This is a genomic window from Kitasatospora sp. NPDC004614, from assembly GCF_042873675.1.
In the GTDB taxonomy this organism is placed as follows: Bacteria; Actinomycetota; Actinomycetes; order Streptomycetales; family Streptomycetaceae; genus Kitasatospora.
Genome location: NZ_JBIALR010000009.1, coordinates 49,130 through 72,271, shown reverse-complemented (window position 1 = coordinate 72,271; position 23,142 = coordinate 49,130). Strand labels below are relative to the sequence as shown.

Annotated in this window: 20 protein-coding genes; 14 read left to right on the top strand and 6 right to left on the bottom strand. The window is 73.3% G+C overall.

Annotated elements, in window-relative coordinates:
- The first annotated feature begins 62 nt into the window (after positions 1-62).
- Positions 63-1,568, top strand: coding sequence for an MFS transporter (locus ACFYST_RS20130; RefSeq protein WP_387864107.1), 1,506 nt, complete (start codon positions 63-65; stop codon positions 1,566-1,568).
- 26 nt (positions 1,569-1,594) lie between these two features.
- On the opposite strand, the gene ACFYST_RS20125 is transcribed toward ACFYST_RS20130, so the two are convergent.
- From ACFYST_RS20125 to ACFYST_RS20115, 3 genes are all read right to left on the bottom strand, one after another.
- Complete coding sequence (locus ACFYST_RS20125; RefSeq protein WP_387864106.1) at positions 1,595-2,653, bottom strand: NAD(P)-dependent oxidoreductase; 1,059 nt, start codon at positions 2,651-2,653, stop codon at positions 1,595-1,597.
- 119 nt (positions 2,654-2,772) lie between these two features.
- On the bottom strand, positions 2,773-3,981 hold the full coding sequence (locus ACFYST_RS20120) for a HEAT repeat domain-containing protein (RefSeq protein ID WP_387864103.1): 1,209 nt from the start codon (positions 3,979-3,981) through the stop codon (positions 2,773-2,775).
- Between the two features lie 106 nt (positions 3,982-4,087).
- Entirely contained in the window at positions 4,088-5,119 is a 1,032-nt protein-coding gene (locus ACFYST_RS20115; protein WP_387864100.1) for a zinc-dependent alcohol dehydrogenase family protein, read from the bottom strand.
- A 225-nt stretch (positions 5,120-5,344) separates the two neighbouring features.
- On the opposite strand from ACFYST_RS20115, the gene ACFYST_RS20110 reads away from it, so the two are divergent.
- Entirely contained in the window at positions 5,345-5,845 is a 501-nt protein-coding gene (locus ACFYST_RS20110; protein ID WP_387864098.1) for a hypothetical protein, read from the top strand.
- Between the two features lie 191 nt (positions 5,846-6,036).
- Entirely contained in the window at positions 6,037-7,368 is a 1,332-nt protein-coding gene (locus ACFYST_RS20105; protein ID WP_387864095.1) for an MBL fold metallo-hydrolase RNA specificity domain-containing protein, read from the top strand.
- Between the two features lie 46 nt (positions 7,369-7,414).
- On the opposite strand, the gene ACFYST_RS20100 is transcribed toward ACFYST_RS20105, so the two are convergent.
- From ACFYST_RS20100 to ACFYST_RS20090, 3 genes are all read right to left on the bottom strand, one after another.
- Positions 7,415-8,458 (bottom strand): hypothetical protein, encoded by a 1,044-nt coding sequence (locus ACFYST_RS20100; protein ID WP_387864092.1) that lies wholly within the window; start codon positions 8,456-8,458, stop codon positions 7,415-7,417.
- A gap of 410 nt (positions 8,459-8,868) precedes the next feature.
- The gene (locus ACFYST_RS20095) at positions 8,869-9,558 is read right to left on the bottom strand and encodes a response regulator (RefSeq protein ID WP_387864089.1); all 690 of its coding nucleotides are present in this window, start codon (positions 9,556-9,558) and stop codon (positions 8,869-8,871) included.
- A complete protein-coding gene (locus tag ACFYST_RS20090; protein WP_387646751.1) occupies positions 9,555-10,418 on the bottom strand; it encodes a sensor histidine kinase in 864 nt (287 codons plus the stop codon). Before ACFYST_RS20090 ends, ACFYST_RS20095 begins: the two co-directional genes overlap by 4 nt.
- A 101-nt stretch (positions 10,419-10,519) precedes the next feature.
- On the opposite strand from ACFYST_RS20090, the gene ACFYST_RS20085 reads away from it, so the two are divergent.
- From ACFYST_RS20085 to ACFYST_RS20035, 11 genes are all read left to right on the top strand, one after another.
- Positions 10,520-11,254: an ABC transporter ATP-binding protein gene (locus tag ACFYST_RS20085; protein ID WP_387646749.1), complete on the top strand. Its 735-nt coding sequence runs from the start codon at positions 10,520-10,522 to the stop codon at positions 11,252-11,254.
- The gene (locus ACFYST_RS20080) at positions 11,251-13,605 is read left to right on the top strand and encodes an FtsX-like permease family protein (RefSeq protein ID WP_387864086.1); all 2,355 of its coding nucleotides are present in this window, start codon (positions 11,251-11,253) and stop codon (positions 13,603-13,605) included. The genes ACFYST_RS20085 and ACFYST_RS20080 overlap by 4 nt, the downstream gene beginning before the upstream one ends.
- A gap of 239 nt (positions 13,606-13,844) precedes the next feature.
- Positions 13,845-15,083 (top strand): cytochrome P450, encoded by a 1,239-nt coding sequence (locus ACFYST_RS20075; RefSeq protein ID WP_387864085.1) that lies wholly within the window; start codon positions 13,845-13,847, stop codon positions 15,081-15,083.
- A 49-nt stretch (positions 15,084-15,132) separates the two neighbouring features.
- A complete protein-coding gene (locus tag ACFYST_RS20070) occupies positions 15,133-16,263 on the top strand; it encodes an acyl-CoA dehydrogenase (RefSeq protein WP_387864082.1) in 1,131 nt (376 codons plus the stop codon).
- 4 nt (positions 16,264-16,267) lie between these two features.
- Positions 16,268-17,446 carry a GNAT family N-acetyltransferase gene (locus ACFYST_RS20065; protein ID WP_387864080.1) on the top strand — a complete coding sequence of 393 codons (1,179 nt, stop codon included), beginning with the start codon at positions 16,268-16,270 and terminating at the stop codon, positions 17,444-17,446.
- Positions 17,433-17,888, top strand: a complete 456-nt coding sequence (locus tag ACFYST_RS20060; protein ID WP_387646736.1) for a type II toxin-antitoxin system RatA family toxin — start codon at positions 17,433-17,435, stop codon at positions 17,886-17,888. The genes ACFYST_RS20065 and ACFYST_RS20060 overlap by 14 nt, the downstream gene beginning before the upstream one ends.
- On the top strand, positions 17,885-19,129 hold the full coding sequence (locus ACFYST_RS20055) for an aspartate aminotransferase family protein (protein ID WP_387864078.1): 1,245 nt from the start codon (positions 17,885-17,887) through the stop codon (positions 19,127-19,129). The genes ACFYST_RS20060 and ACFYST_RS20055 overlap by 4 nt, the downstream gene beginning before the upstream one ends.
- Positions 19,130-19,179: 50 nt before the next feature.
- Positions 19,180-19,434, top strand: a complete 255-nt coding sequence (locus tag ACFYST_RS20050) for an acyl carrier protein (protein WP_387646731.1) — start codon at positions 19,180-19,182, stop codon at positions 19,432-19,434.
- A complete protein-coding gene (locus ACFYST_RS20045; RefSeq protein WP_387646729.1) occupies positions 19,431-20,678 on the top strand; it encodes a beta-ketoacyl-[acyl-carrier-protein] synthase family protein in 1,248 nt (415 codons plus the stop codon). Before ACFYST_RS20050 ends, ACFYST_RS20045 begins: the two co-directional genes overlap by 4 nt.
- A gap of 31 nt (positions 20,679-20,709) precedes the next feature.
- Positions 20,710-21,741 carry an SDR family oxidoreductase gene (locus ACFYST_RS20040; protein ID WP_387864076.1) on the top strand — a complete coding sequence of 344 codons (1,032 nt, stop codon included), beginning with the start codon at positions 20,710-20,712 and terminating at the stop codon, positions 21,739-21,741.
- Between the two features lie 224 nt (positions 21,742-21,965).
- Positions 21,966-23,141 carry a GyrI-like domain-containing protein gene (locus tag ACFYST_RS20035; RefSeq protein WP_387864074.1) on the top strand — a complete coding sequence of 392 codons (1,176 nt, stop codon included), beginning with the start codon at positions 21,966-21,968 and terminating at the stop codon, positions 23,139-23,141.
- The last annotated feature ends 1 nt before the right edge of the window (position 23,142 follow it).

The following is a 23,142-nucleotide window of genomic DNA, read 5'->3' as shown; positions in this document are numbered from 1 at the left end:
ACCACCCGGCGAAACCTCGAGAACCGAGACCTCGAGAACAGGTGAAGAAGGAGCTTTCGGAGATGCGAGTCGACCGGGCACGGTGGGGACTGGCCCTGCTCATGCTGCCGACCCTGATCGTCGCGATGGACGTGACCGCGCTGCTGCTGGCGCTGCCACGGCTCAGCGCCGACCTCGGGGCGGACAACGTCCAACAGCTGTGGATCAGCGACAGCTACGGCCTCATGGTGGCCGGCCTGGTCATCACCATGGGCACCCTCGGCGACCGGATCGGCCGCCGACGCCTGCTGCTGACCGGCGCCGCCGCGTTCGCGGTGCTCTCGGTGGTGGCCGCCTTCGCGGTCGATCCGCTGATGCTCATCGTCGTGCGGGCCCTGCTGGGCGTCGCCGGGGCGACCCTGGCCCCCTCCACGCTGTCGCTCATCACCAACATGTTCCGCGACGAGCGGGCACGCGGCCGGGCCATCGCCATCTGGGCCACCGGCCAGTTCGCCGGCGGCGCGCTCGGGCCGGTGCTGGCCGGCGTGCTGCTCCAGCACTTCTGGTGGGGATCGGTGTTCCTGATCGCCGTACCGCCGATGCTGCTCCTGCTGATCGCCGGGCCGGCGCTGCTCCCCGAGTTCCGCAGCGACCGCGCCGGCCGCCTGGACCCGGCGGGCGTCGGGCTGTCGCTGGCGGCGATGATGCTGCTGGTGTACGGCATCAAGCAGCTGGCTGTGGACGGCATTTCGGGCGGGGCCTCGGCTTGGCCGGCCGTCGCGCTGGTGGTCGGCGCGGTGCTGGGGATGCTCTTCGTCCGGCGTCAACTCCGGGTCGATTCCCCGCTGTTGGACCTCCGCCTGCTGCGCAGTCGGCCGTTCACGGCCGTCCTGGTCGGGCTGGTCTTCGCGGGCGTCGCGATGGCGGGCACCGGGCTGCTGGTCACCCAGTACCTGCAGAACGTGCTCGACCACTCGCCGGCCGTCTCGGCGGTGCTGTTCGCCCCCATGGGCATCGGCGTGGCCGTCGGCACCATGACCGCACCCGCGCTGGCCCGGCGGATGAAGCAGACCACCGCGATCGCGGGCGGCCTGGCCCTCTCGGCACTCGGCGGCCTGCTGCTGGCCGTCGTCGACGGGGACGGCGCCCTGCCGCTGGCGATGACCGGCATCACCGTCCTCGCCCTCGGCACCGGCCCGCTGTTCGCCCTCGGCACCGGCCTCGTCCTCGGCTCCGTCCCCCCGGAGCGGGCCGGCTCCGCCGCGTCCATGTCGGAGACCGGCAACTACCTCGGCGGCTCGCTCGGGTTCGCCCTGCTCGGCGTGCTGGCCGCGATCGTCTACCGGCACGGCATGCACGGCACCTCCGACTCCCTCGCGGGCGCGGTCGCGGCCGCGCAGCGGCTTCCCGCGGAGCAGGGGGCTGCGCTGCTGCGCGACGCGCGGGAGGCGTTCACCACGGCCCTGCACGTCACAGGGCTTGCCGCGGCGGTCATCTTTGCCGCGCTGGCGGTTCTGGTGCTGACGATGCGACAGCCTGCGGCGGCGGGTGCGGTGACGCTTCCGGAGGCGGAGGTGAGCCGGGCGTAGCGGCGAGGGACCCCGGCGGGTGGCCGTCACCCGGTTACCACGGGCACGCCCTCCGGGCGGTCGGCGAGCAGGGCCGCGATGTGGTCCGCGCAGCGCAGGGCCGCCGTAGCCATGGCGGCCCTGGTCATCCCGGCGACGTGCGGGGTGAGCAGGGCGTTCGGCAGGCCGAAGAGCGGCGAGGCGAAGGCGGCGTGCTCGTGCTCGAAGGTGTCGACGGCGGCTGCCGCGAGCGGGTGCGCGGGGTCGCGCAGCGCGTCGGCCAGCGCCTGCTCGTCGACGATCCCGCCCCGGGCGGTGTTCAGCAGGATCGACCCCGGACGCATCAGCGCAAGCTCCGCCCGACCGACCATCCCTCGGGTCCGTGGAGTGAGCGGCAGGTGCAGGGAGACCACATCACTGGTCGCCAGCAGCGCGGTGAGGGAACGGGCCCGGGGCACCGACGCCTCGTCCGGTCGGCGCGAGAGGCCCTGGACCTCCATACCCAGGGCGGTCGCCCGCGCGGCCAGGGCCAGGCCGATCCGCCCGAGTCCGACGATGCCCAGGGCCAGCTCCGACAGCTCCACCGCCGGTGCGGCAGGCGCACGCCAACTGCCTTGGTGTGCCGCCTCGTTGTGTGCCGGGAGATCGCGGGCCAGGGCGAGGAGCTGGGCGAGCGCGAACTCGGCGACCGCATTCGCGTTGGACCCCGGAGTGTGGGTGACAGCGACCCCGTGACGGGCCGCGGCCGCCAACTCGACGTGATCGGTGCCCGCCCCGGCCCGGCCGACCACCCGAAGCCGGTTCGCCAGCCCCGCGTCCGTCGCCGCCGCGAGGAACGCCGCGCGCAGCGGCACCCCCGCACGGGACTTGACCGCGTGGTAGCCGCGTCCGTCCCGGACGGTCTCGGCGAGCAGCGCGGACTCGTCGAAGGCATCGAAGTCCGTGAAGTCCACCCGGCCGCCCCAGACTGCCCGCGCCCCGGCGGGATCGGCCACCCGCCGGAGGTTCAGCGTGACGGCCAGCCCGTGGCCGAGCAGACGCTCCAGTTCCCGACCCAGCAGCTCGCCAGGAGCCGCGTCCAGCAACAGGACCCGGGCCCGCTCCATGTGGCCCCCCTTTCCCCTGCGTGGACCCTACTGCGGGTGCTCACCGGTTCCGTCCCGGGCAGGTACGAGAGTGCGGCGACGCCGGTGGCGGGGTCGGCGGTGCGGACTCCGGGCCCTCGTCAGGAGGCCGGGGCCGTCGGGTGGCCCTGGCTGGTTGTTTCGGCGCGGACCTGCAGCAGGTGGTCGATGCCGCCGAGGCGGCCCCACCCCGGGCTGTTCATGTTCTTGAAGCCAGAGCGGATCTCCTCGAGGACCGTCAGGCCGCGTTCATCGTCGCGCAGGGCGAGGCCGGCGGCGGCCTCGATCCGGGCGTCCAAGTACGGGTCCGTCAGGTGTGCGGCGAAGACCGTGCGCAGCTCAGGAGTGTCGACGGCGGACATGACGAGCTTGTGGAGCGCGTTCGCCCTGGTCACGGGCACGGGATCCGCGGCCAGGTGCAGTAGGGCCGCGAGGGCTTCCTCGTGCTCGGCGGTCCTGGTGTGGAGGATCCTGGAGAGGCGCGCCCGGACCCGGGGATCGGTGTGGTGGGCGTGGTTCAGGACCGCTTCGACTGCTTCGTCGGGGTGGCGGCAGTAGGAGGCGAAGGCGGCGATGACGGTGGCGAGGGCGCGGGGGTCCTGCTCGCTGTGCAGCAGCGGGCGGAGGAACTCCACTGCCTCGTCGGTGAACGGGAGTTCGGCAACATCGTCCTGATCGGGGGCGAACTCGAACCCGATGTCCAGGTAGTGGATGGTGTCGAGTCCGAAGCGCCTGCGATTGAGGTCGGACGCGTCCCGGGCGGCCTCGAGCGCCCAGTCGAAGGTCGCCCGGTCGGCCCGGCGCCCCAGCTCCCAGACCGAGGCGAACCAGTCGTCGTGGTCGGGGTCGGCGTGCACCAGGGCGCGGGCCATCAGCTCGTCCGGTGAGCGGTGGATGCCCAGTACGGCCTCCAGGTCGGTGATGATCGCCCGGTGCGCGGGAGGCGGAACGGCCGCGGCACCGGCCCCCGAAGCGACAGCCTCCTGTGCGATGCGAAGGGCGCGCCGATGCGGGCTGTCTTCGGTCAACGGGTCCTGGCTGCGGGACAGCAGGGCGAACAGCACCGAGTGCCGGCCGTTCTCGGCTGCCCACGTCACGGGGTCCACGCCGCCGTCCCAGGGGCGGTCCACATCCACGTCCCAGACGACCATCCAGTCGACGACCCGTTGCCGTCCGGCCTTCGCGGCGGCGGCCAGCAGAGCCACGGCGTCATCGCCGGCGAGGTCGTCGGCGGTGGCGTCATGCAGGAGTTCGAGCGCCGCGTCGTCGTCTCCGCGTTCGACAGCAGCCAGCAGCAAGGGAAGATCCACCGGTTGATTGTGCCTGCGCGCGGGGCGGCGGGCGAACCGATTATCGGCTCCGGCCGGCCCGCGGGAACGGCGATGCGTGCGGCGTCGTAGGGGCGGTGACGCTGGTTCAGTCCGGGAGGAGGACGGCGACGCCGGTGACGCGGTCGGCGGCGAGGTCGGTGAGGGCCGTGTTGGCCTGGTGGAGGGGGTAGCGGGTGAGGTGGATGGACGGGCGGACGCGGGCTGCCTCGGTGAGGAAGTCGTGGCCGTCGGTGCGGGTGTTGGCGGTGACGGAGCGGAGGGTGCGTTCCTGGAAGAGGTGGTGCTGGTAGTTCAGGGTGGGGATGTCGGTGAGGTGGATGCCGGCGATCGCGAGGGTGCCGCCGCGGTCGAGGGCGGCGAGGGCGACGGGGACGAGTTCGCCGACCGGGGCGAACAGGATGGCGGCGTCGAGGGGTTCCGGCGGGGCGTCGTAGGAGTCGCCGGCGAAGCCCGCGCCGAGGTCGCGGGCCAGGTCGCGGGCTGCGGGGGCGCGGGTGAAGACGGCCACCCGGGCGCCGCGGGCGAGGGCGATCTGGGCGGTCAGGTGGGCGGAGGCGCCGAAGCCCCAGATGCCGAGGAGGCCGCCCGGCGGGAGGTTCGCGCGGGACAGGGCGCGGTGGCCGATGATGCCGGCGCACAGCAGTGGTGCGAGTTCCTCGGCGGCCGGGCCGTCGGGCAGCGGGTAGGCGAAGCGGGCGTCGGCGGTGACGAACCCGGCGTAGCCGCCGTGCCGGTCCCAGCCGGTGTACGTCGAGGCGGGGCACAGGTTCTCCCGCCCGCTGCGGCAGTACCGGCACTGCCCGCACACCCCGGCCAGCCAGGCCACTCCCGCGCGGTCGCCGACCGCGAACTCCGTCACGCCCGGGCCGGTCGACGTCACTCGCCCGACCACCTCGTGGCCGGGCGTGCAGCGCGGCATCCGGGGCGGGAGGTCGCCCTCGGCGAGGTGCAGGTCGGTGCGGCACACCCCGCACGCCTCCACCTCGACCAGGATCTCCCGATCAGCCGGGACGGGCGGCGGCCGTCGCTCCCATTCGAGCGGCCCGTCCCCGCCGCTCACCGGCCCGGGGCGGGCCACCACCCAGGCGCCGTCCCGCGCCGTTTCCGTCGCGCGCATGGTTTCCACCTTTCCAGCGTGCTCCCGGTGTCGGGGAGGGGACGAGTCGGCCCGGTGACCCGGGCCGGTTGTCGGGCCGAATAGGGCCGTCCGGACCATGCCGCAGGACGGCCCACGTCGGAAAGCTGGAGGGGTACGGGGCCGGGTCGAGCGGTGAGGAAGGCGGGCGGCATGCACGCGCATCCGCAGCAACGGAAGAACCCACTGAGGCGGAGCAGTGACCGCGTGCAGTGGTGGGTGGGGCGGCTCCTGCTGGTGCTGGCGGCCGGCGGGATCCCGGCGGCGCTCGCCGTCGGCCTGATCGTCCACCACGACCAGTCCCGGGCGGCCGAGACCGAGGCCGCCACCCGGCACCCGGTGACCGCCCGGCTGGTCGCGGACGTTCCCGCCGCGATGGGCATCACCTCGACCCGGGCCGCCGTCACCTGGAACGCCGACGGCACCGACCACCGGGCGAGCGCCGTGGTGCCCTCCGGCCGGCCCGCCGGCACCCCCGTCCGGATCTGGCTGGACGAACGCGGCGAGGTCGTCCCCCAACCGGCCGGCGCCGGCGAGGCCGTCGCGGTCGCACTGACCGCAGGGCTGCTCGCCGTCACCGCCCTGCCGCTGCTCTGCACCCTGGTGTGGAAGGGCACCCTGCACGTCCTGGACCGCCGCCGCTACGCCGAGTGGGACGCCGAGTGGCAGCAGATCGAGCCGCAGTGGACCCGGCGGCAGCCGAGCTGATCGCGTCGGTGCGGGAGCGTGGCCGGACGCGACACGCAGGCGCGGCGGGTGTCGCGGGCCCGGTGGCCGGTGCGGCGGGACCGCCGGTGGTGGATGGTGGGAGACGGACCCCGGGAGGCACCGCCATGGATCATCAGCCCGCCCCGACGCCCCGGCCGGGACTGCTCACGTTTCTGGGCGGGGTCGGGACCGTGACCGGTAGCAAGTTCCTGGTGGAGACGGACCACGCCCGCGTCATGATCGACTGTGGGCTGTTCCAGGGCCTGGCCGAGCTGCGGCGGCGCAACCGTCGCCCGCTGCCGCTGGACCCCGCCGATGTGCACTGCGTGGTGCTTACGCATGCGCACCTGGACCACTGCGGGTATCTGCCCCGGCTGGTGGCGGACGGGTTCCGGGGGCCGACGGCGCGGATCGCCGAGCTGATCCTGCGCGACAGTGCCCATCTGCTCCAGGAGGACGCCGACCACGCCAACCGGCACGGCTGGTCGAAGCACCGCCCCGCGCTGCCGCTGTACACCGAGCAGGACGTGGAGCGGACTCTCCAGCTGTTCGACCCCGTCGCGCACCACAGCGAGATCGAGATCGCCGACCGGACGGTTCTGCGCCTGCACCCGGCCGGGCACATTCTCGGGTCGTCCTGGGTGCACCTCACGCTGGAGGACGGCCACACGCTCGCCGTCAGCGGCGACCTCGGCCGGCCCGTCCACCCGCTGCTGAATCCCCCGGACCCGTTCACCGGCGCCGACGTGCTGCTGATGGAGTCCACGTACGGCAACCGGCGGCACGAGGAGGCCGCGGCCCGGGAATGGTTCGCGAACGCCATCGACCGCACGCTGGCCCGGGGCGGCACCGTCGTCATCCCGTCGTTCGCCGTGGACCGCACCGAGGTGGTGCTGCACGAGCTCGCCGAGCTCCGCCGCGCGGGGCGGCTGTCGCGCGGCGCACCGGTCTACGTGGACAGTCCGATGGCGCTCGCCACGCTGCGGATCTACCAGGATGCGTTCGCCGAACGGGCGCCCGAACTGCGTCCGGAGGTGCTGGCCCGGGGCGAGGCGGCGATCAGCCCGGAGCCGTTCCGGGCGGTGCGGTCGCTGCCGGAGTCGCTGGAGCTGGAGAACTCCGCGCTGCCCGCGATCCTGGTGTCCGCGTCCGGCATGGCCACCGGCGGGCGCGTCGTGCACCATCTGCACCGGCTGCTGCCCGATCCCCGCAACACCGTGATCGTGGTCGGGTACGCAGCTGCCGGCACCCGGGCGCGGGATCTGGTCGACGGCGCGCGGGTGTTGAAAATGTACGGCGGCTACGTGCCCGTCCGGGCGGAGATCGTCAACGTCCCGGCGTTCTCGGCGCACGCGGACGCCGTCGAGATCGTCGACTGGCTGCGCCCGGCCCCCGCCCCGTCCGCGACGTACCTGGTGCACGGCGAGCCGGAGGGCGCGCAGGCGCTGCGGGACCGGATCGACCGGGAGCTCGGCTGGACGGCCGTGGTGCCGCGGTCCGGGGAGCGGGTACTGGTGCGCTGAGCGTGCCTCTGCCGTGCGCAGGACTCCCAGGCAAAAGGGTTCGGCGTCAGTCGTCGCTGTAGTGCCACTGCTCGATGCAGAACAGGGCCCCGGTGATCGTGCCGTCCCCGACCCGCTCAGCCCGTACCCACACGTTGAGCTCGACCGAGCCCACGTTCCCGTACGGGGTGTAGCAGAGTTCCAGCGGATGGTCCTCGGCGTACCGGAAGAGTTCCGCCTCGACGGCGGAGGGCCGGCGCCCGACCAGTTCGACGCCGTGGAAGAGGACCTGCGGGCCGGTGCGACCGTGAACACTCACCGCGCTCAGTTCGGGGCCGTCCGCGCCCTCCCAGTAGTGCGCGCTCACCCCGGCGTGGTCGTAGTGCTCGTCGTCCAGCTCCCACCTGTCGGGGTCGCGGCCCCCGCCTGGCAGGAACGGGTGATGGCCCTCGCGTTCGACGGGTTCCTCACCGCCCAGCGCGGCGGCCACCTGCCGCGGGTTCATCCCGAACCGCAGCGGCCCGACGCCCCGCAGCGGTGCGCACTCCCAGCGCGGCCGGTCCTGATCGGCCGTCACTGGAGAAGGCCCCAGGGGCGTCCGCGGGTCGTACGAATTGCGGGTCAAGTCGGCGACCAGTTCCGTGTTCCAGGGGTCCTCGGCCAGCTCGGGGCCAGCAATCAGGACACCGGTGATCATCCTGTCGCGACGCTGCATGTGCCCCGTGGACGAGTGCCCCCACTCCTGTGCCACGCACACGGACAGCCCCCAGGCCGGCACCTCCGGCTCCCCGATGCGGTTCACCCGCACCTCCGCCCCGTCGACGAGGGCGAGGCGGTGGATGTCGGCGCGGGCTTCGGAGGGCACCCGGGCGACCAGTTCGACGTCCCGCAGCCGCACCAGCGGCCCGCCCGTCGAGTGGATCAGCACCGCGACCAGCCGCGGCCCCGGCGCGTAGAACGCGGTCAGCCCCGGCTCGTCGTAGCACTCCCGGACGTCTCCCGTCCGCCACGTCAGCTCGGGCCGGACGCCCGCGCCCTCCAGCGCCTCCCGAACCTGCGCCGGGTCCATCCCGAAGCGCAGCGGCCCCACCCCCACCAGCGGATCGAGCACCCACCGCTCCCGTTCCCCCGGCGCCCTGTGCCACCAACCCATACCAACCCCCCCGTGAACGACTCCGGCCACGCCCGGCGCAACCCCGATGATGATCTTCCCCGCCACCCTAGAGGCGGCCTCCGACAGCACCGCAGCCACCGGACTCCCCACGGAGCGCCGGGTCGCCACCGCACCCTCGCCCATCAGTTCGACAGTTGGGACCAGGTGGAGTCCAGGCGCAGCGTGGTGAGGGTCGTCATTCCGGCCCCAGCCGACCGACCGCGGTGGTGTGTCCGAACACGCCGACCAGCATCGTCCAGACCTGCTCAAGCTGGCCGGGTCCGGACGGGTACGGGCGCAGTGGTGGGGGCGGACGCGACAGGCACGAGTGCCGTGCCAGTTGCGACCAGAGGCGTGCCTTCATTCGCCTACTGGCCGGGGGAGACCAGTCCGGTCTCGTAGGCGAGGACCACGGCCTGGGCGCGGTCGCGGAGGGTGAGTTTGGCGAAGATCCGGGCGACGTGAGTCTTGACGGTGGCCTCGCTGAGCGTCAGGTGCTGGGCCAGTTCGCTGTTGGAGAGGCCGCGGCCGAGCATCGTCAGTACTTCGAGTTCGCGGGGTGTCAGCGCCGCGAGGTCGCGGTGGACGGCCGGGGCGCGGTCGGCGGGAGAGGCGGCGGACGGCGGGTCGGTGGCGAAACGTTCGACCAGGCGGCGGGTGATGGAGGGGGAGAGCAGCGCGTCGCCGGTGTCCACCAGGCGGACCGCGGCGGCCAGGTGGGCCGCTGTGACGTCCTTGAGCAGGAAGCCGCTGGCGCCGAGGGACAGCGCGGCGTAGACGTAGCGGTCGAGGTCGAAGGTGGTCAGCATCAGCACCCGGCAGTCCGGCTGCCGGGCGAGGATCCGGCGGGCCGCTTCGAGGCCGTCGAGGATCGGCATCCGGATGTCCATGAGTACGACGTCGGGGCGTAGTCGGGCGGCGAGTGCGACGGCCTCGGCGCCGTCGGCGGCCTCGCCGACCACGTCGATGCCGCGGGCGGTGAGGATCAGCCGGAAGCCGGTGCGGATCAGTTCCTGGTCGTCGGCGATCAGCACGCGGGGCGGAGGAAGCGTGCTCATGCGGCGCCCGCCAGCGGGATCCGGGCGCGGACCCGGTAGCCGCCGCCGAGGCGGTGCCGGGCGTCCAGGTCGCCGCCGTACACCGCGACGCGTTCGCGCAGGCCGAGCAGGCCCCGGCCGGTGCCGTCCGGGCGGCGCCGGGGTGCGGGGGAGGCGCCGCTGAGGATGCTGGGGCCGCTGTTCAGCACCTCGACCCGCAGGTAGCGGTCGGTCCAGCGCACCGTCACCTCGGCCTTTCCGCCGTCGCCGTGGCGCAGCGCGTTGGTCAGCGCCTCCTGCACGATCCGGTACGCCGTCAGGTCGATGCCGGCGGGCAGCGGCCGCGGCTCGCCGGAGATCCGCACCTCCACCGGGAGGCCGGCGAAGGCGATCCGGTCGACCAGCGCGCCGAGTCCGTGCAGGCCGGGCTGCGGCGCGAGGTCGGCCTCCTCGTCGGAGCCGTCCGCCGCGGGGGCCAACAGGCCCAGCAGCTGGCGCAGTTGGGTCATCGTGTCGCGGCCCGCGCCCTCCACGGCGGCCAGCGCGGTGGCGGCGGCGTCGGGCATCAGCGCCAACACCTCGCGGGCGGCGCCGGCCTGAACGACCATCAGGCTCACGTTGTGGCTGACGATGTCGTGCAACTCGTGGGCGATCCGGGCCCGTTCGGCGTCCACGGCGGCCCGGGCCGCGCTCTCCCGCTCGCGCTCCAGCAGCCAGCCGCGGTCCTCCAGCGCCTTGCGGTGCCGCCGCCGTTCGCGCAGCAGCGCGGCGCCGAACCAGCCCGCGGCGGCCAGCGCGGCCAGCAGCGCGCCGACCAGCAGAACTCCCCGATCCCCGTGCACCCCGCCACTCTGGCAGAGCCACAGGTGTACGCGCATCATCCGCCGGATCCAGCGCCGTACATCCCCGGGATGACGACGGTTCAGGGATGCACCTGAAGAGGGACGCCGGGGCCCGGCGGGGTCGGGCAGTGTTCGGTGCCATGACGGAACGAGGCAAGGTCGTCAGGTTGGACGACGCACGCGGCGAGCACGGGGATGTGGTCGTCCGGCTGGACGGCGTACGCAAGGAGTTCGGCGAGACCGCCGCGCTGGACGGGGTCTCGCTGGAGATCCGGGCCGGCGAGGCGGTGGCCGTGATGGGGCCCTCGGGGTGCGGCAAGTCCACGCTGCTCAACATGGTGGCGGGACTGGACCGGCCCAGCGCGGGCCGGGTCGAGGTGAACGGCGAGGACCTGGGCCGGCTGAACGAGACCGGGCTGGCGCTGTACCGGCGCCGCCGGATCGGCATGATCTTCCAGTTCTTCAACCTGATCGACGACCTGCCGGCGCTGGACAACGTCGCACTGGCCGCCCAGCTGACCGGCAGCCCGGCCGGCCAGGCCCGGCGGCGGGCGCTGGAACTGCTCGACGAACTCGGCATCGCCGACCGGCGCTCGGTCTACCCGGCGGCGCTCAGCGGCGGCGAGCGCCAGCGCGTGGCGGTGGCCCGGGCGCTGATGAACCGTCCGGCGCTGCTGCTCGCCGACGAGCCGACCGGCGCACTGGACAGCCGGGCCGGCGAGCAGGTGATGGACCTCTTGATCGACCTCAACCAGATCGGGCAGACCCTGCTGATGGTCACCCACGACAAGCGCCTGGCCACCCGCTGCGCCGGTCGGCTGATCGAGTTGGCCGACGGCAAGGTGGCCCGCGAGAGCGTTCTGGAGCGGGCATGAGCACGTTCTCGAGTCGGGCGGGGTGGGTCGGCTCGGGTGCCGTCTGGCAGGCGTCCCGCGCCGCCGTGAAACGCCGCCGGCTGCAGACCTTCGTGATCGGCCTGGTGGTCTTCCTCTCCGCCACCACCCTGGTGGTCGCGCTCGGGCTGATCGACGCGGCCAGTGCCCCGTTCGACAAGGCCTTCGGTGCTTCGAGCGGCGCCCATCTGACCGCAGCCTTCGACCCGGCCAAGGCCACCGAGGCCCAGCTCGCCGAGACCGTGAAGCAGCCCGGCGTGACTGCCGCGGGCCCGTTCGGCCAGCTCCACGTGGACCTGGAGGACCCGACCGGCGACCTGCCCGAACAGCCCGCCACCCTGGTCGGACGGGCCGACCCGGGCGGGCCGGTGGACCGGCTGGAGGTCTGGATGGGCCACTGGGCCACCGCCCCCGGCGAACTGGTGCTCAACCTGCCCCGCGGCGCCCGCCCGCCGGACTCCCTGATCGGCTCCACCCGCACGATCGCCGGCCGGGGGAGTCTCACCGTGGTCGGCGTGGCCAGCAGCGTGACCGGCACCGCCGACGGCTGGGTGACGCCCGCCCAGCTGACGGAGCTGCACCCCACCGCCGTCCAGATGCTCTACCGCTTCCCGCACGCCGGATCGGCGGGCGACATGGACGCCGCCACGGCCGCGATCACCGGGCAGCTGCCGCCGGGCTCGCTGGTCTCGGGCCTGTCCTGGCTGAAGGCCAAGGAACGGGTCGCCCGGGGCGCCAAGCTCTTCGTCCCGCTGCTGATGACCTTCGGCGTCGTCGGCCTGATCGTGGCCGTGCTGATCGTCGGCAATGTGATCAGCGGCGCCGTGGTCTCCGGCTTCCGGCACATCGGCGTACTCAAGGCGATCGGCTTCACCCCGAACCAGGTGGTCGCCGTCTACCTGACGATGCTGTCCGTCCCTGCCGTGGTCGGCTGCGTGCTGGGCACCGTCGCGGGCAACCTGGCGGCCGTGCCGCTGGTCACCCTGTCGCTGCGCGGCATCGTCGGCACCACCTATGTGATCAGCCCCTGGGTGGACGCGCTTGCCCTGCTCGGCCTGCCCGCCGTGGTGGTGCTCGCCGCGCTGCTCCCGGCGATGCGCGCCCACCGGCTGTCCGCCGCCCGGGCGATCAGCGCGGGCAGCGCGCCGCGCGCCGGGCGCGCCCTGCGGGTCCAGCGCCGGCTGGCCGGGGCCCGGCTGCCGCGCTCCGTCAGCCTGGGCCTCGGCCTGCCGTTCGCCCGGCCCAGCCGCACCGCGCTGACGCTGGCCGCCGTGGTGCTCGGCTCCGCCGCCGTCACCCTGACCACCGGGCTGACCAGCACCATGACCAAGTACGGGGACGCGGTGGAGCACGCCGGCCAGCGGCGGGTCGAGATCGACACCGGCCAGAGCCGGATGAACCAGACCGAGCCGACCCTGCCGAACACCGAGATCGAGGCGAAACTGCGCGAACTGCCCGGCGCGGCAAAGGTGATGGTCAACTCCTACGTGCTGGCCCAGCTGGTCGGCGACCCGCAGCCGGTCATCGTCGACGCGATGCGCGGCGACTCCCAGCAGCTCGGCCCGCTGCTCCTCAAGGGCCGCTGGTTCGGCGGACCCGACGAGATCGTCGCCTCGGCGGGCTTCCTGCACCAGCGCGGACTCGCCGTCGGCGACCAACTGACACTCTCCGTGGGCGACCGGCAGACCCGGATGACCATCGTCGGCGACTGCCTGATCTCCGCCCCCGACCTGGTCTTCGCCGACTGGCAGGGCCTCCGGGCGGCCGCGCCGGACAGCAAGTCGCTCGACCGGGCCCCGCAGTACGTCGTGCAGTTCGCGTCCGACGCCGACCCGGCCGGGTTGCAGCGCGCCGTCAAGGCGATCGACCCCGGGCTCTTCCCGAACGCCGGGACGACGGTCAACGCCGGTTCGGTGACGGTGATCAGCACCTCCGGCATCCTCACCCTGCTGCTCGGCGCGGTCACCGCGCTCGGCGTCTTCAACACCGTCGTTCTGAACACCCGGGAGCGCCGCCGCGACCTCGGGGTGTTCAAGGCGATCGGCATGACGCCCCGCCAGGTGAAGGCGATGATGATCACCTCGATGGCCGCCGTCGGCCTGGTCGGCGGACTGGTCGGGCTGCCGCTCGGGGTGCTCGCCCACCGCCTGCTGGTGAGCGTCACCTTCGGCGCGGCCGGGATCGAACTCCCCGGCTGGATGGTGCACATCTGGTCGCCCGCGAACCTGGCCGCGCTGAGTCTGGCGGGTGCGCTGATCGCGGCGGCGGGCGCGCTGGTCCCGGCCCGGTCGGCGGCCCGGCTGACCGTGGCGGAGGTGCTGCGCAGCGAGTGAGAGCCCGTCGCGTTCCTGCTCGGCCCCGGCGGCATCCCCGCCGGGGCCGAGCATTTATCCGACGGATATTAATTCCTATCGCAGGATGGCCACTTCAATTCAATCTTGGTTTGTGCGCGATTCGACTTCGGGTACTCTCTGACCGGCCGACCGGAATTCCCGGGTCGATTCGACGGGCCTGCGTGCGTGGCGGCGGGCGAAGGTGGGTGAGCGCATTGAACAGTTCGGCAGTTGACCTGATGAATATCGGTGACCAGCCGAATGCGGAAGCGATTCTCTGGTCGGTCTTCGCCCCCGAGGCCCGGGAGAATCCCTACGCCCCGCTCGCGGCGCTGCGCAGGATCACCCCCGTCCTGCACCACGAGGAATTGGACACCCGCTTTCTGACGGGGTTCGCCGAATGCCAGGCCGCCCTGGCCGGCCCGGCCTTCGCGGTGCCCGACCGGGCCTGGATGGAGCGGGAACAGCCCGAGTGGCAGGCCCACTCCGCCGCCGACATGTTCTACGCCTCGCTGCTCGGCACCAACGGAGCCGCCCACGAGCGCCTGCGCGGCCCCCTGGTGAAGGCGTTCGGGCCCCGGCGGACGGCCGCGCTGTCCGCGGCCATCGAGAAGACCGTCGACGAACTGCTCGACGGCTTCGCCGACGCCACCGCCGACGGCGGCACGGCCGACTTCCAGGAACTGGTCGGCTACCCGCTGCCGGTCGCGGTGGTCGGCCAACTGATCGGCGTGCCCGCCGCCGAGCAGGAGCGCTTCCACCGGCTCGGACGCGACGCCGCGCGCCTGCTGGAACCGGTGCGCTCCGACGAGGACTGGCGGCTCGCGGACGAGGCCGTCACCGCCCTGCGCGGCTACTTCACCGAACTGCTGCGCGAGCGCCGCGCCCGGCCCGCCGAGGACCTCACCTCGGGGTTGCTCGCCCAAGCCCCGGTCGACCAGCATCCCCTGGAAGAACGGGAGTTGGTGGACGTCCTGGTACTGGTCTTCGTCGCCGGGTTCGAAACCACCGCCGGGCTGCTCGGGCTCTCGGTGCACGCCCTGCTCACCCACCCCGACCAGGCGGCCCTGCTGCGCGCCGACCCGGGCCTGCTGCCCGGCGCGGTCGAGGAGTCCCTGCGCTGGGACGGGCCGGTGCTGATGACCGAACGGCTCGCCACCCGGCCCGCCGAGATCGGCGGCGTGCACATCCCCGCCGGCGGCAGCGTCACCGCCGTCATCGGCGCCGCCAACCGGGATCCGAGGCGCTACCCGGAGCCCGACGCCTTCCTGGTCCGCCGCCCCGAGCGGCACGTGCTCAGCTTCGGTGCCGGGCCGCACTACTGCTTCGGCGCGGCACTGGCCCGCCTCGAAGGGGCCGCGCTGCTCGGCCGGCTGCTCGCCCGCTTCCCCCGGCTCGCCCTCGCCGGGCCACCGGTGCGGCGCGCGTCCGCCTGCCTGCGCTCGTTCGACGCGCTGCCACTGGTGGCCGTCGGCTGACGGCCACCCGCCGCACGTGTCGTACCGCCACTCCCCGAAGGACGTGCCAGTGAACTACCTGCACCGCGAACGCGCCGAACTCGAAGCGCTCATGCCCGGGTTGGACCAGGCACTCGCCCGCCACCCGCTGACGGCACTGGAGCAGGCACCCAGCCCGGCCATCGAGGAGTTCAAGAACGCCGGCGGCCCCGGCCTGCTGGTGCCCGCCGCCCACTCCGGCGCCGGTGCGAGCGCCCTGCAGGCCGTCCGGGTGCAGCGCGCCGTCGGCGCCCGCTGCCCCTCGCTCGCGGTCGCCACCACCATGCACCACTTCTCCATCGCCGGCCTGGTCGAAGCCGCCAAGTACGGCAACGGCCTGGAAGGGCTGCTGCTGGAGGCGATCGCCAAGGAACGGATGCTGGTCGCGTCCGGATTCGCCGAAGGCCGGCCCGGCCAGAACATCCTCACCCCGCACATCACCGCCGAACGGCGCGGCGACCGGATCGTCCTCAACGGCAGCAAAATGCCGTGCAGCCTCTCCCGCTCCATGGACCTGCTGACCGCCTCCGTCGCCCTCACCGGCGAGGACGGCATCCCGAGGCTCGCCGTCGCACTGATCCCCGCCGCCACCCCCGGAGTCACCGTCCGTCCGTTCTGGGGCACGCACATCCTGGCCGGCGCCGAGAGCGACGAAGTCCGGCTCACCGACGTCGAGCTGGACCCGAGCATGGTGGTCGCCACCGAAGTCACCGCCGACGCCGTGCCCGACACACTCAACGTGGCCGGCTTCCTCTGGTTCGAAGTCCTGCTCACCGCCGGCTACCTCGGCATGGCCAGCGCCCTGGTCGAACGCGCCCTGCACCGCAAAGGCGGCGGCGAGGACGACCCCACGCCCTACCTCGTCCCCGTCGAAGCCGCCATGCTCGCCGTCGAGGCCGTCGCCCGCGCCATGGCCGACGAGGAGTGGAACGAGGCCCTGCTCGTCCAGGCACTCACCGCCCGCTACGCCGCACAGGACGCCATCGCCCGCACCACCCGGGCCTGCCTCGCCGCCCTCGGCGGCATGGCGTTCATCGGCTCACCCGACGGCTCCTACCTCGCCTCCGCCGCCGTCGGCCTGACCTTCCACCCACCGGCCCGCAACAGGATGGCCCGCCCACTGCGGGAGTTCCTCGACGGCCGCGCCCTGCGGATCGGCTGAGCCGGTGGCACCGGGCTACCAGGTCGAAGAGCTGCGCAGCGTCGAGGAGTTGCCACCCGGCGCCTGGGAACGGCTCGCCCCGCCCGACGACCCGATGTGGTCCCGGGGCGTGTTCACCGCGCTCGAACGCAGCCGCGTCGGGCCGGCGGGCTACCGCTACCTGACGGTCCGCCACGAGAGCGACCTGGTGGCCGTCCTGCCACTGTGTCTGTTCCGCGACCTGATGCTCGACCGGATCGTCGGCCCCCAGGAACGCCGCCTGCTCGCCCCGCTGCGCCGCGTCGCGCCCCGCCTGCTGCGGGTCCCGATGCTGTTCTGCGGCCACCTGCTCGGCCAGGGCCACCTGCTGACCGCCCGCCCGCTCGACGCCCCGGCCGGGCGCCTGCTGGTGGACGCCGTCCTCGACTTCGCGCGCCGCGAGGGTCTGGGAACGGTGGTGTTCAAGGACTTCGCCGCCCCCGACCTCGCCCCACTGCGCGAACCGCTCACCGCGGCCGGCTTCTTCCTCGCCCCGGGCCTCCCCGACACCGAACTCGCCCTGTCCGCCGCCACCTTCGAGGAGTACCTGGCCGGCCTCCCCGCCAAGCCGCGGCGCAACGCCCGCGCCAAGATCCGCCGCTTCCAGGCCCACCCCGACCTGCGGATCGAGATCCTTGCCGAATACGCCCACCTGCTGCCCCAACTGCTCGCCCTCTACCGGCAGGTGATGGACCGCGCCGACCAGACACTCGACGTCCTCGACCACGCCTTCCTCACCGCCCTCACCGGCCAGGACGACCCGCGCAGCCGCCTGGTGGTCTGCTTCGAAGGAGCGGAGCCCGTCGGCTTCCTGCTCTGCCTGTTCACCGGCGACGGCGCCATCGGCGCCCGGATCGGCCTCGACTACCGCCTCAACCACGACGCCGCGATCTACCACAACCTGCACTACGCGGCCGTCCGGCTGGCCATGGACAGCGGATGCCGACACATCCGCTTCGCTCAGACCGCCTACGAACCCAAGGTCGAGATGGGCTGCGCGCTGATCGAACAGTGGCACGCCATGACCCACGTCCGCGCCCTGCCCCGCGCGGTGCTCCGCCGACTCCTCCCGGCCACCCTCACCGCCGCCCGCGCCGACGCGCTCGGACCGCACCACACCCAACCGACCCACCGCGAAAAGAGGCCCTCACATGCCGCGCGTTGAAGTGGAGCTGCCCATCGCCGTGGCGCCCGAGGACGCCTGGCCGGTCGTGGTGGACGTCCTCGGCTACCCCGACTGCATGGACAGCGTCGACTCCGTCGAAATCGTCGAACAACCCGACGAGAACCACCGCACCACCGCCTGGTCCGTCCGCCTCAAGGGCTCCGTCCTGCGCTGGACCGAAACCGAACTCATCGACCACACCGCGCGCCGCTTCGACTTCGAACAACTCAGCGGCGACCTCGGCGCGTTCGTCGGCCACTGGGCGGTGAGCGCCGCACCCGGCGGCGGCAGCACCGTCGCCCTGCACGTCGACTTCGACATCGGCATCCCACTGCTCGCCGACATGCTCAACCCCGTCGCGGCCGACGCACTGCGCGAGAGCGCCGCCCAGATGCTCGCCGCCCTCGAACAGCGACTGCTGCTCCAGGCGGTGAGCCGGTGACCACCGCCCCCGCTTTCGATCAGCTGCGCCGCCACTTCTCCCCGAAACTCGCCCTGTCCGGCGGATTCGCCGGCCGCGGCGCCGTCGAAGTGGCCGCCGGAGGCTGCCGGGTGACGCTCTCCGACGGCCGCACCGCACTCGACTTCGGCTCCTACGCCGTCACCCTGCTCGGCCACCGCCACCCCGCCGTGACCGCAGCCGTGCACGCCCAGCTCGACGCCATGCCGACCGCCACCCGCAGCCTCGCCAACCCCGTCGCCGCCCAGGCCGCCGCCGCCCTCAGCGGCTACCTCGGCGACGCGCTCCCCAAGGTCTACTTCGGCCTGAACGGGGCCGACGTCGTCGAAGTCGCCGTCAAACTCGCCCGACTGGCCACCGGCCGCACCCGCGTCCTCGCCGTACGCGGCGGCTTCCACGGCAAATCGCTCGGCGCACTCGCCCTCACCCACAGCCCGCTCTACCGCACCGGCCTGCTCGGCTGCGCCGTCGACGTCGTCCACCTCGACGCCGACGACCCGCACGCCGTCGCCCGCGAAGTGGCGGCCGGCGAAGTGGCCGCCGTCGTCCTCGAACCAGTCCAGGGCGAGAACGGCGCACAGCCACTGCCCACCGAGACCCTGCGCCAGTGGTGCGAGGACGCCGCCCGGCACGGCACCTTCGTGATCGCCGACGAGATCCAGTGCGGCCTGCGCCGCTGCGGCGAACGCTCCGTCGCCCTCGCCGACGGCCTCCCGGTCGACGCCGTCCTGCTCGGCAAACCGCTCGGCGGCGGCGTCGTCCCGCTCTCCGCGCTGCTCTGCACCGAACGGATGTACGCGCCACTCGCCGCCGACCCGTTCCTGCACTCCGCCACCTTCGGCGGCCACCCGCTGAGCTGCGCCGCCGTCCCCGCCGCACTCGGGGTGATCGAGGAACTCGCCGACCACGGACGCCAGTTGGCAGCACAACTGGACGGCGTCCTCGACGAGCTCCGGGCCCGCCACCCCGACGTGGTGCGCGCCGTCCGCGGCCGCGGCCTGCTGCGCGGCATCGACTGCGTCTCGCCGCACGCCGCCGGCACCACCCTGGTCGAACTGGCCGGCACCGGACTCCTGGTGTCGCCCTGCCTGAGCCGCCCCACCACCGTCCGGCTGCTGCCCCCGCTCATCAGCACCGCCGCCGAGATCGCCGAAGCGGCCACCCTGCTGGACGCCGCACTCGCGGCGACCGGACGAACCCTGCGCAGAACAGACGCCGGCTGACCACGGCCGGCACCGAGGCCGCACCCGCGGCGGAAGGAGCGAAGGAAGCTTTGCCCACACGAGAGGAACTGGCCGTCACGGTCAGAACGGTCATCTCCGACGTCCTCGGCACCGACCCCGCCGAACTGCAGGACCGCACCAGCCTGCTCGAGGACTACGGCATCGACAGCCTGGAACTCATGGAGATCGGCGCCCGCCTGGAACGCGCCCTCCAACTGCGCATCGACCCGGGCGACCTGATCGCCGCCCGCGACGTCGGCCACGCCATCGACCTGCTGCGCACCCGGCTGGACACCGCCGTATGAACGGCCGCCACCCCACGGGCGGACACCGCGTCGCCGTCACCGGAATCGGCGTCAAGTCCCCGGCCGGCAACGGAATCGAGGAGGTCTACGCCGCCCTGCTGGCCGGCCGCTCCGCCACCACCCGGCTCGACCGCCTGGCCGACTCCGGCCTGCCCGTCCACATCGCCTGCCTGACCCCGCCGTTCGACGTCACCGCGTACCTCACCCCCCGCGAGGTACGCCAGATCGACCGCCCCGCACAACTGCTGCTCTGCGCCGCCGCCGACGCGCTGGCCGACGCCGAACTGCCCGCTGACCAGCGGCTTGAGCGGATCGGCGTCCAGATCGGCACCGGCATCGGCGGCCTCACCAGCATGGAGGACGCCACCACCGGCTTCGCCCACCGCCCCCGCGACCTGCCCGTGCACACCGTCCCCAGAACCATGAACAACTCGCCCGCCTGCCGGATCGCGCTGCGCCACGGCTTCCAGGGCGTCTGCACCACCTACTCCAGCGCCTGCGCCAGCGGCAGCACCGCCCTCGCCGAGGCCGCCCGCCGGATCCGGCACGGCGAACTCGACGTGGCGGTGGCCGGCGGCGTCGACTCCGCGGTGAGCACCGTGGTGATGGGCTCGTTCGCCCGGATGCGGGCACTGTCCACCCGCAACGACGACCCGGCGACGGCCAGCCGCCCGTTCGACGCCGACCGGGACGGCTTCGTGATGGGGGAGGGCGCGGCCGTCCTGGTGCTCGAACGCTGGGAGGCGGCCCGCGCCCGTGGTGCCCGGATCCACGGCGAGATCGCCGGCTGGGCCGAGACCTGCGACGCCTTCCACATCGCCGCCCCGCACGAATCCGGCGAAGTGGCCGGCCGGTGCATGACGCAGGCCATCGCCGACGCCGGGCTGTCCGCCGCCGACATCGGCCACATCAGCGCCCACGGGACGTCGACGGTGCCCGGCGACCGCGCCGAGGCCCGGGCGATCGACCAGTGCTTCGACGGCCAGTCGCCACCGGTCACCGCCGTCAAGGGCGTCACCGGCCACCTGATCGGCGCCGCCGGCGCGCTCGAGGCCGCACTCGCCCTGGTCTGCGCGGCCCGCGGCACCGTCCCGCCCGTCGCCAACCTGCGCAGCAGCCCCGAGGCGCACTGGGTGGACCTGGTGAGCGGCGCGCCGCGCACCGTCGCGCCCGCCCCCGTGCTGTCCAACTCCTTCGGGTTCGGCGGCCAGAACGCCTGCCTGGTGCTCGCGCCCCCGCTCTGAACCCCCGTCAGCTCAATTCGCGGAGCCAAACATGCGAGTCCTTCTCACCGGGGCGACCGGAGTGGTCGGCACCGAGTTCGCGCACCAACTGCGCGCCGCCACCGCCGCGCACGGCCGGCCCCTCACCCTCGTCCCGGTGGCGCGGCGGGACGAGACGGTGGTGCGCTGGCGGATGGGCGCCGAACCGCCACCCGCCGAACTGGCCGGGCACTGGGACGTCATCGTGCACGCGGCCGCCAGCACCCGCTGGACCCTGACCCGCGACGAGGCCGTCGCCGCCAACCTCGAACCGCTGCGCGCCGTCCTCACCCTCGCCGACCGCGACACCCACCTGGTCCAGGTGTCCACCGCGTACGTCGGCGGCGTCCGCAACCCCGAGGACCTGCGCGGCACCGAGTTCGAGGGCTACCGCAACGGCTACGAGTGGTCCAAGGCCACCTGCGAGGCGATCGCCCGCCAGGCCCACCCCGGCCCGCTCACCCTGATCCGCCCGCCCCTGGTGGTCGGCCGCCGCGGCACCGGCGAGATCGCCCGCTTCTCCGGCCCCTACTCGATCCTCCAGGCGCTGGTCTCCGGCACCGCCGCCGTGGTGGTCGGCGACCCGGCCGGCCACGCCGAGATCAGCCCCGTCGACGAGGTCGCGGCGGCGATGGTCGCCGCCGTCCTCGCTCCACCGCCCGAGCAGCCCCGCACCGAGGTGATCGCCGCCGGCCCCGACAGCCTCGACCTCGACGAACTCCTCGACGTCATCTGCGCCACCCTCAACCGCTTCCGCGCCGCGCACGGCGTCGCCCCCATCGACCGCCCCCCGCTGGTGTCCGTCGACAGCTGGAACCGCTTCTTCCTGCCGCTCGCCGACCAGTGGCTCTCGCCCATCCAGAGCCAGGCCGTCAAACTGCTCGCGATGTTCCAGAGCTACACCAGCATGCGCCGCCCCTTCGACCCCACCTGGAAGGTCGCCGACCCCGCCGCCGCCATGGCCGCCTCCGTCCACCACTGGGCCGAACGCCGCCCCCGCCTCGCCCTGGTCCGCCCCGAACCGTGGACGCTGCTCACGTCCTGACGCCGCGTCAGCAGCCCGCGTTCGAGGGCGACGACCATGCTGCGGCACGGATCGGCGGCGACGACCACGCTGCGGCCCGGATCGACGGCGAGACCGGAACGGGCGGCCTCCGCCGGCATCCTGGTCGGCCGGGTGCTCCGCCCGGCACGCCCGGCCGGTTGAACCTGCCGTCCACCGATCGGTGGACAGTCGCGGCCGACTATTCTAGCGCTAGGATAGTTTCCATGGACTCAGGCCTGACCGCCGCCGAGCTGACGCTGCTCGGGCTGCTGGTGGAGAAACCCCGGCACGGATACGAGCTGGAGGGGGTGATCGCGGAGCGCGGGATGCGGGAGTGGACCGAGGTCGGATTCAGCTCGATCTACTACCTGCTGACGAAGCTCCGGGAGCGCGGACTGATCGAACAGGTCGAGGGATCGGCCGTCGTCGGCGACAAACGGCGCAAGGTGTTCGGCGCGACCGCCGAGGGCCGACGGGCCTGCGCGGCGGCGGCCGAGGCGGCGATCGCCGAACTGCACCCGCTGTACCCGCGCGTCCTGGTCGGCCTGGCCAACCAGCCCGCCATCGGCCGCGAACAGCTGCTCGACGCCCTGGAGCGGCGCTCGCGGGCGCTCGCCGAACGCATCGAGCAAGTGGCCGAAGCCGCCGGGCCGCCCGTGCCCGACTTCGTGCGCGCGATCTTCGACTACTCGCTGGGCCAACTACGCGCCGAACAGAACTGGTTGGACCGTTACCGGGCATCGCTTGGCGGTGCGCACCCACAAGGAGGGGGACCGAGCATGGCACCGTACGACATCAAGAAGGACCTGAAGGAGTTCTACGCGCCCAAGAACACCACGTGGGCCGTCGTGGACGTCCCCGAACAGCAGTTCCTCGCCGTCGACGGCAGCGGCAACCCGAACACCGCACCCGCCCACGCCGCCGCCGTCGAGGCGCTCTACGCCGTCGCGTACACCCTGAAGTTCACGGGCAAGCAGGCCGAGGGTGGCCGGGACTTCGTGGTCGGCCCGCTGGAAGGGCTGTGGTGGGCCGAGGAGTTCGAGGCCTTCACCAGCCGCGACAAGGACAGCTGGAACTGGACCATGATGATCAGCATCCCCGGCTGGATCACCGAGCAGATGATCGACGAGGCCCGGCAGACCGCACTCGCCAAGAAGAAGCACCCCACCATCGCCGACGTCCGCCGGCTCACCCTGCACGAGGGCCCCAGCGCCCAGCTGCTGCACATCGGCTCCTACGACGACGAAGCGCCCGCCCTGCACCAGCTGCACCACGAGTACCTGCCGGCCAACGGCCTGCGGCCCGGCGCCAAACACCACGAGATCTACCTCGGCGACCCCCGCAGGACCGCGCCCGAGAAACTGAAGACCGTCGTCCGCCAGCCGGTCGAACCCGCCTGAC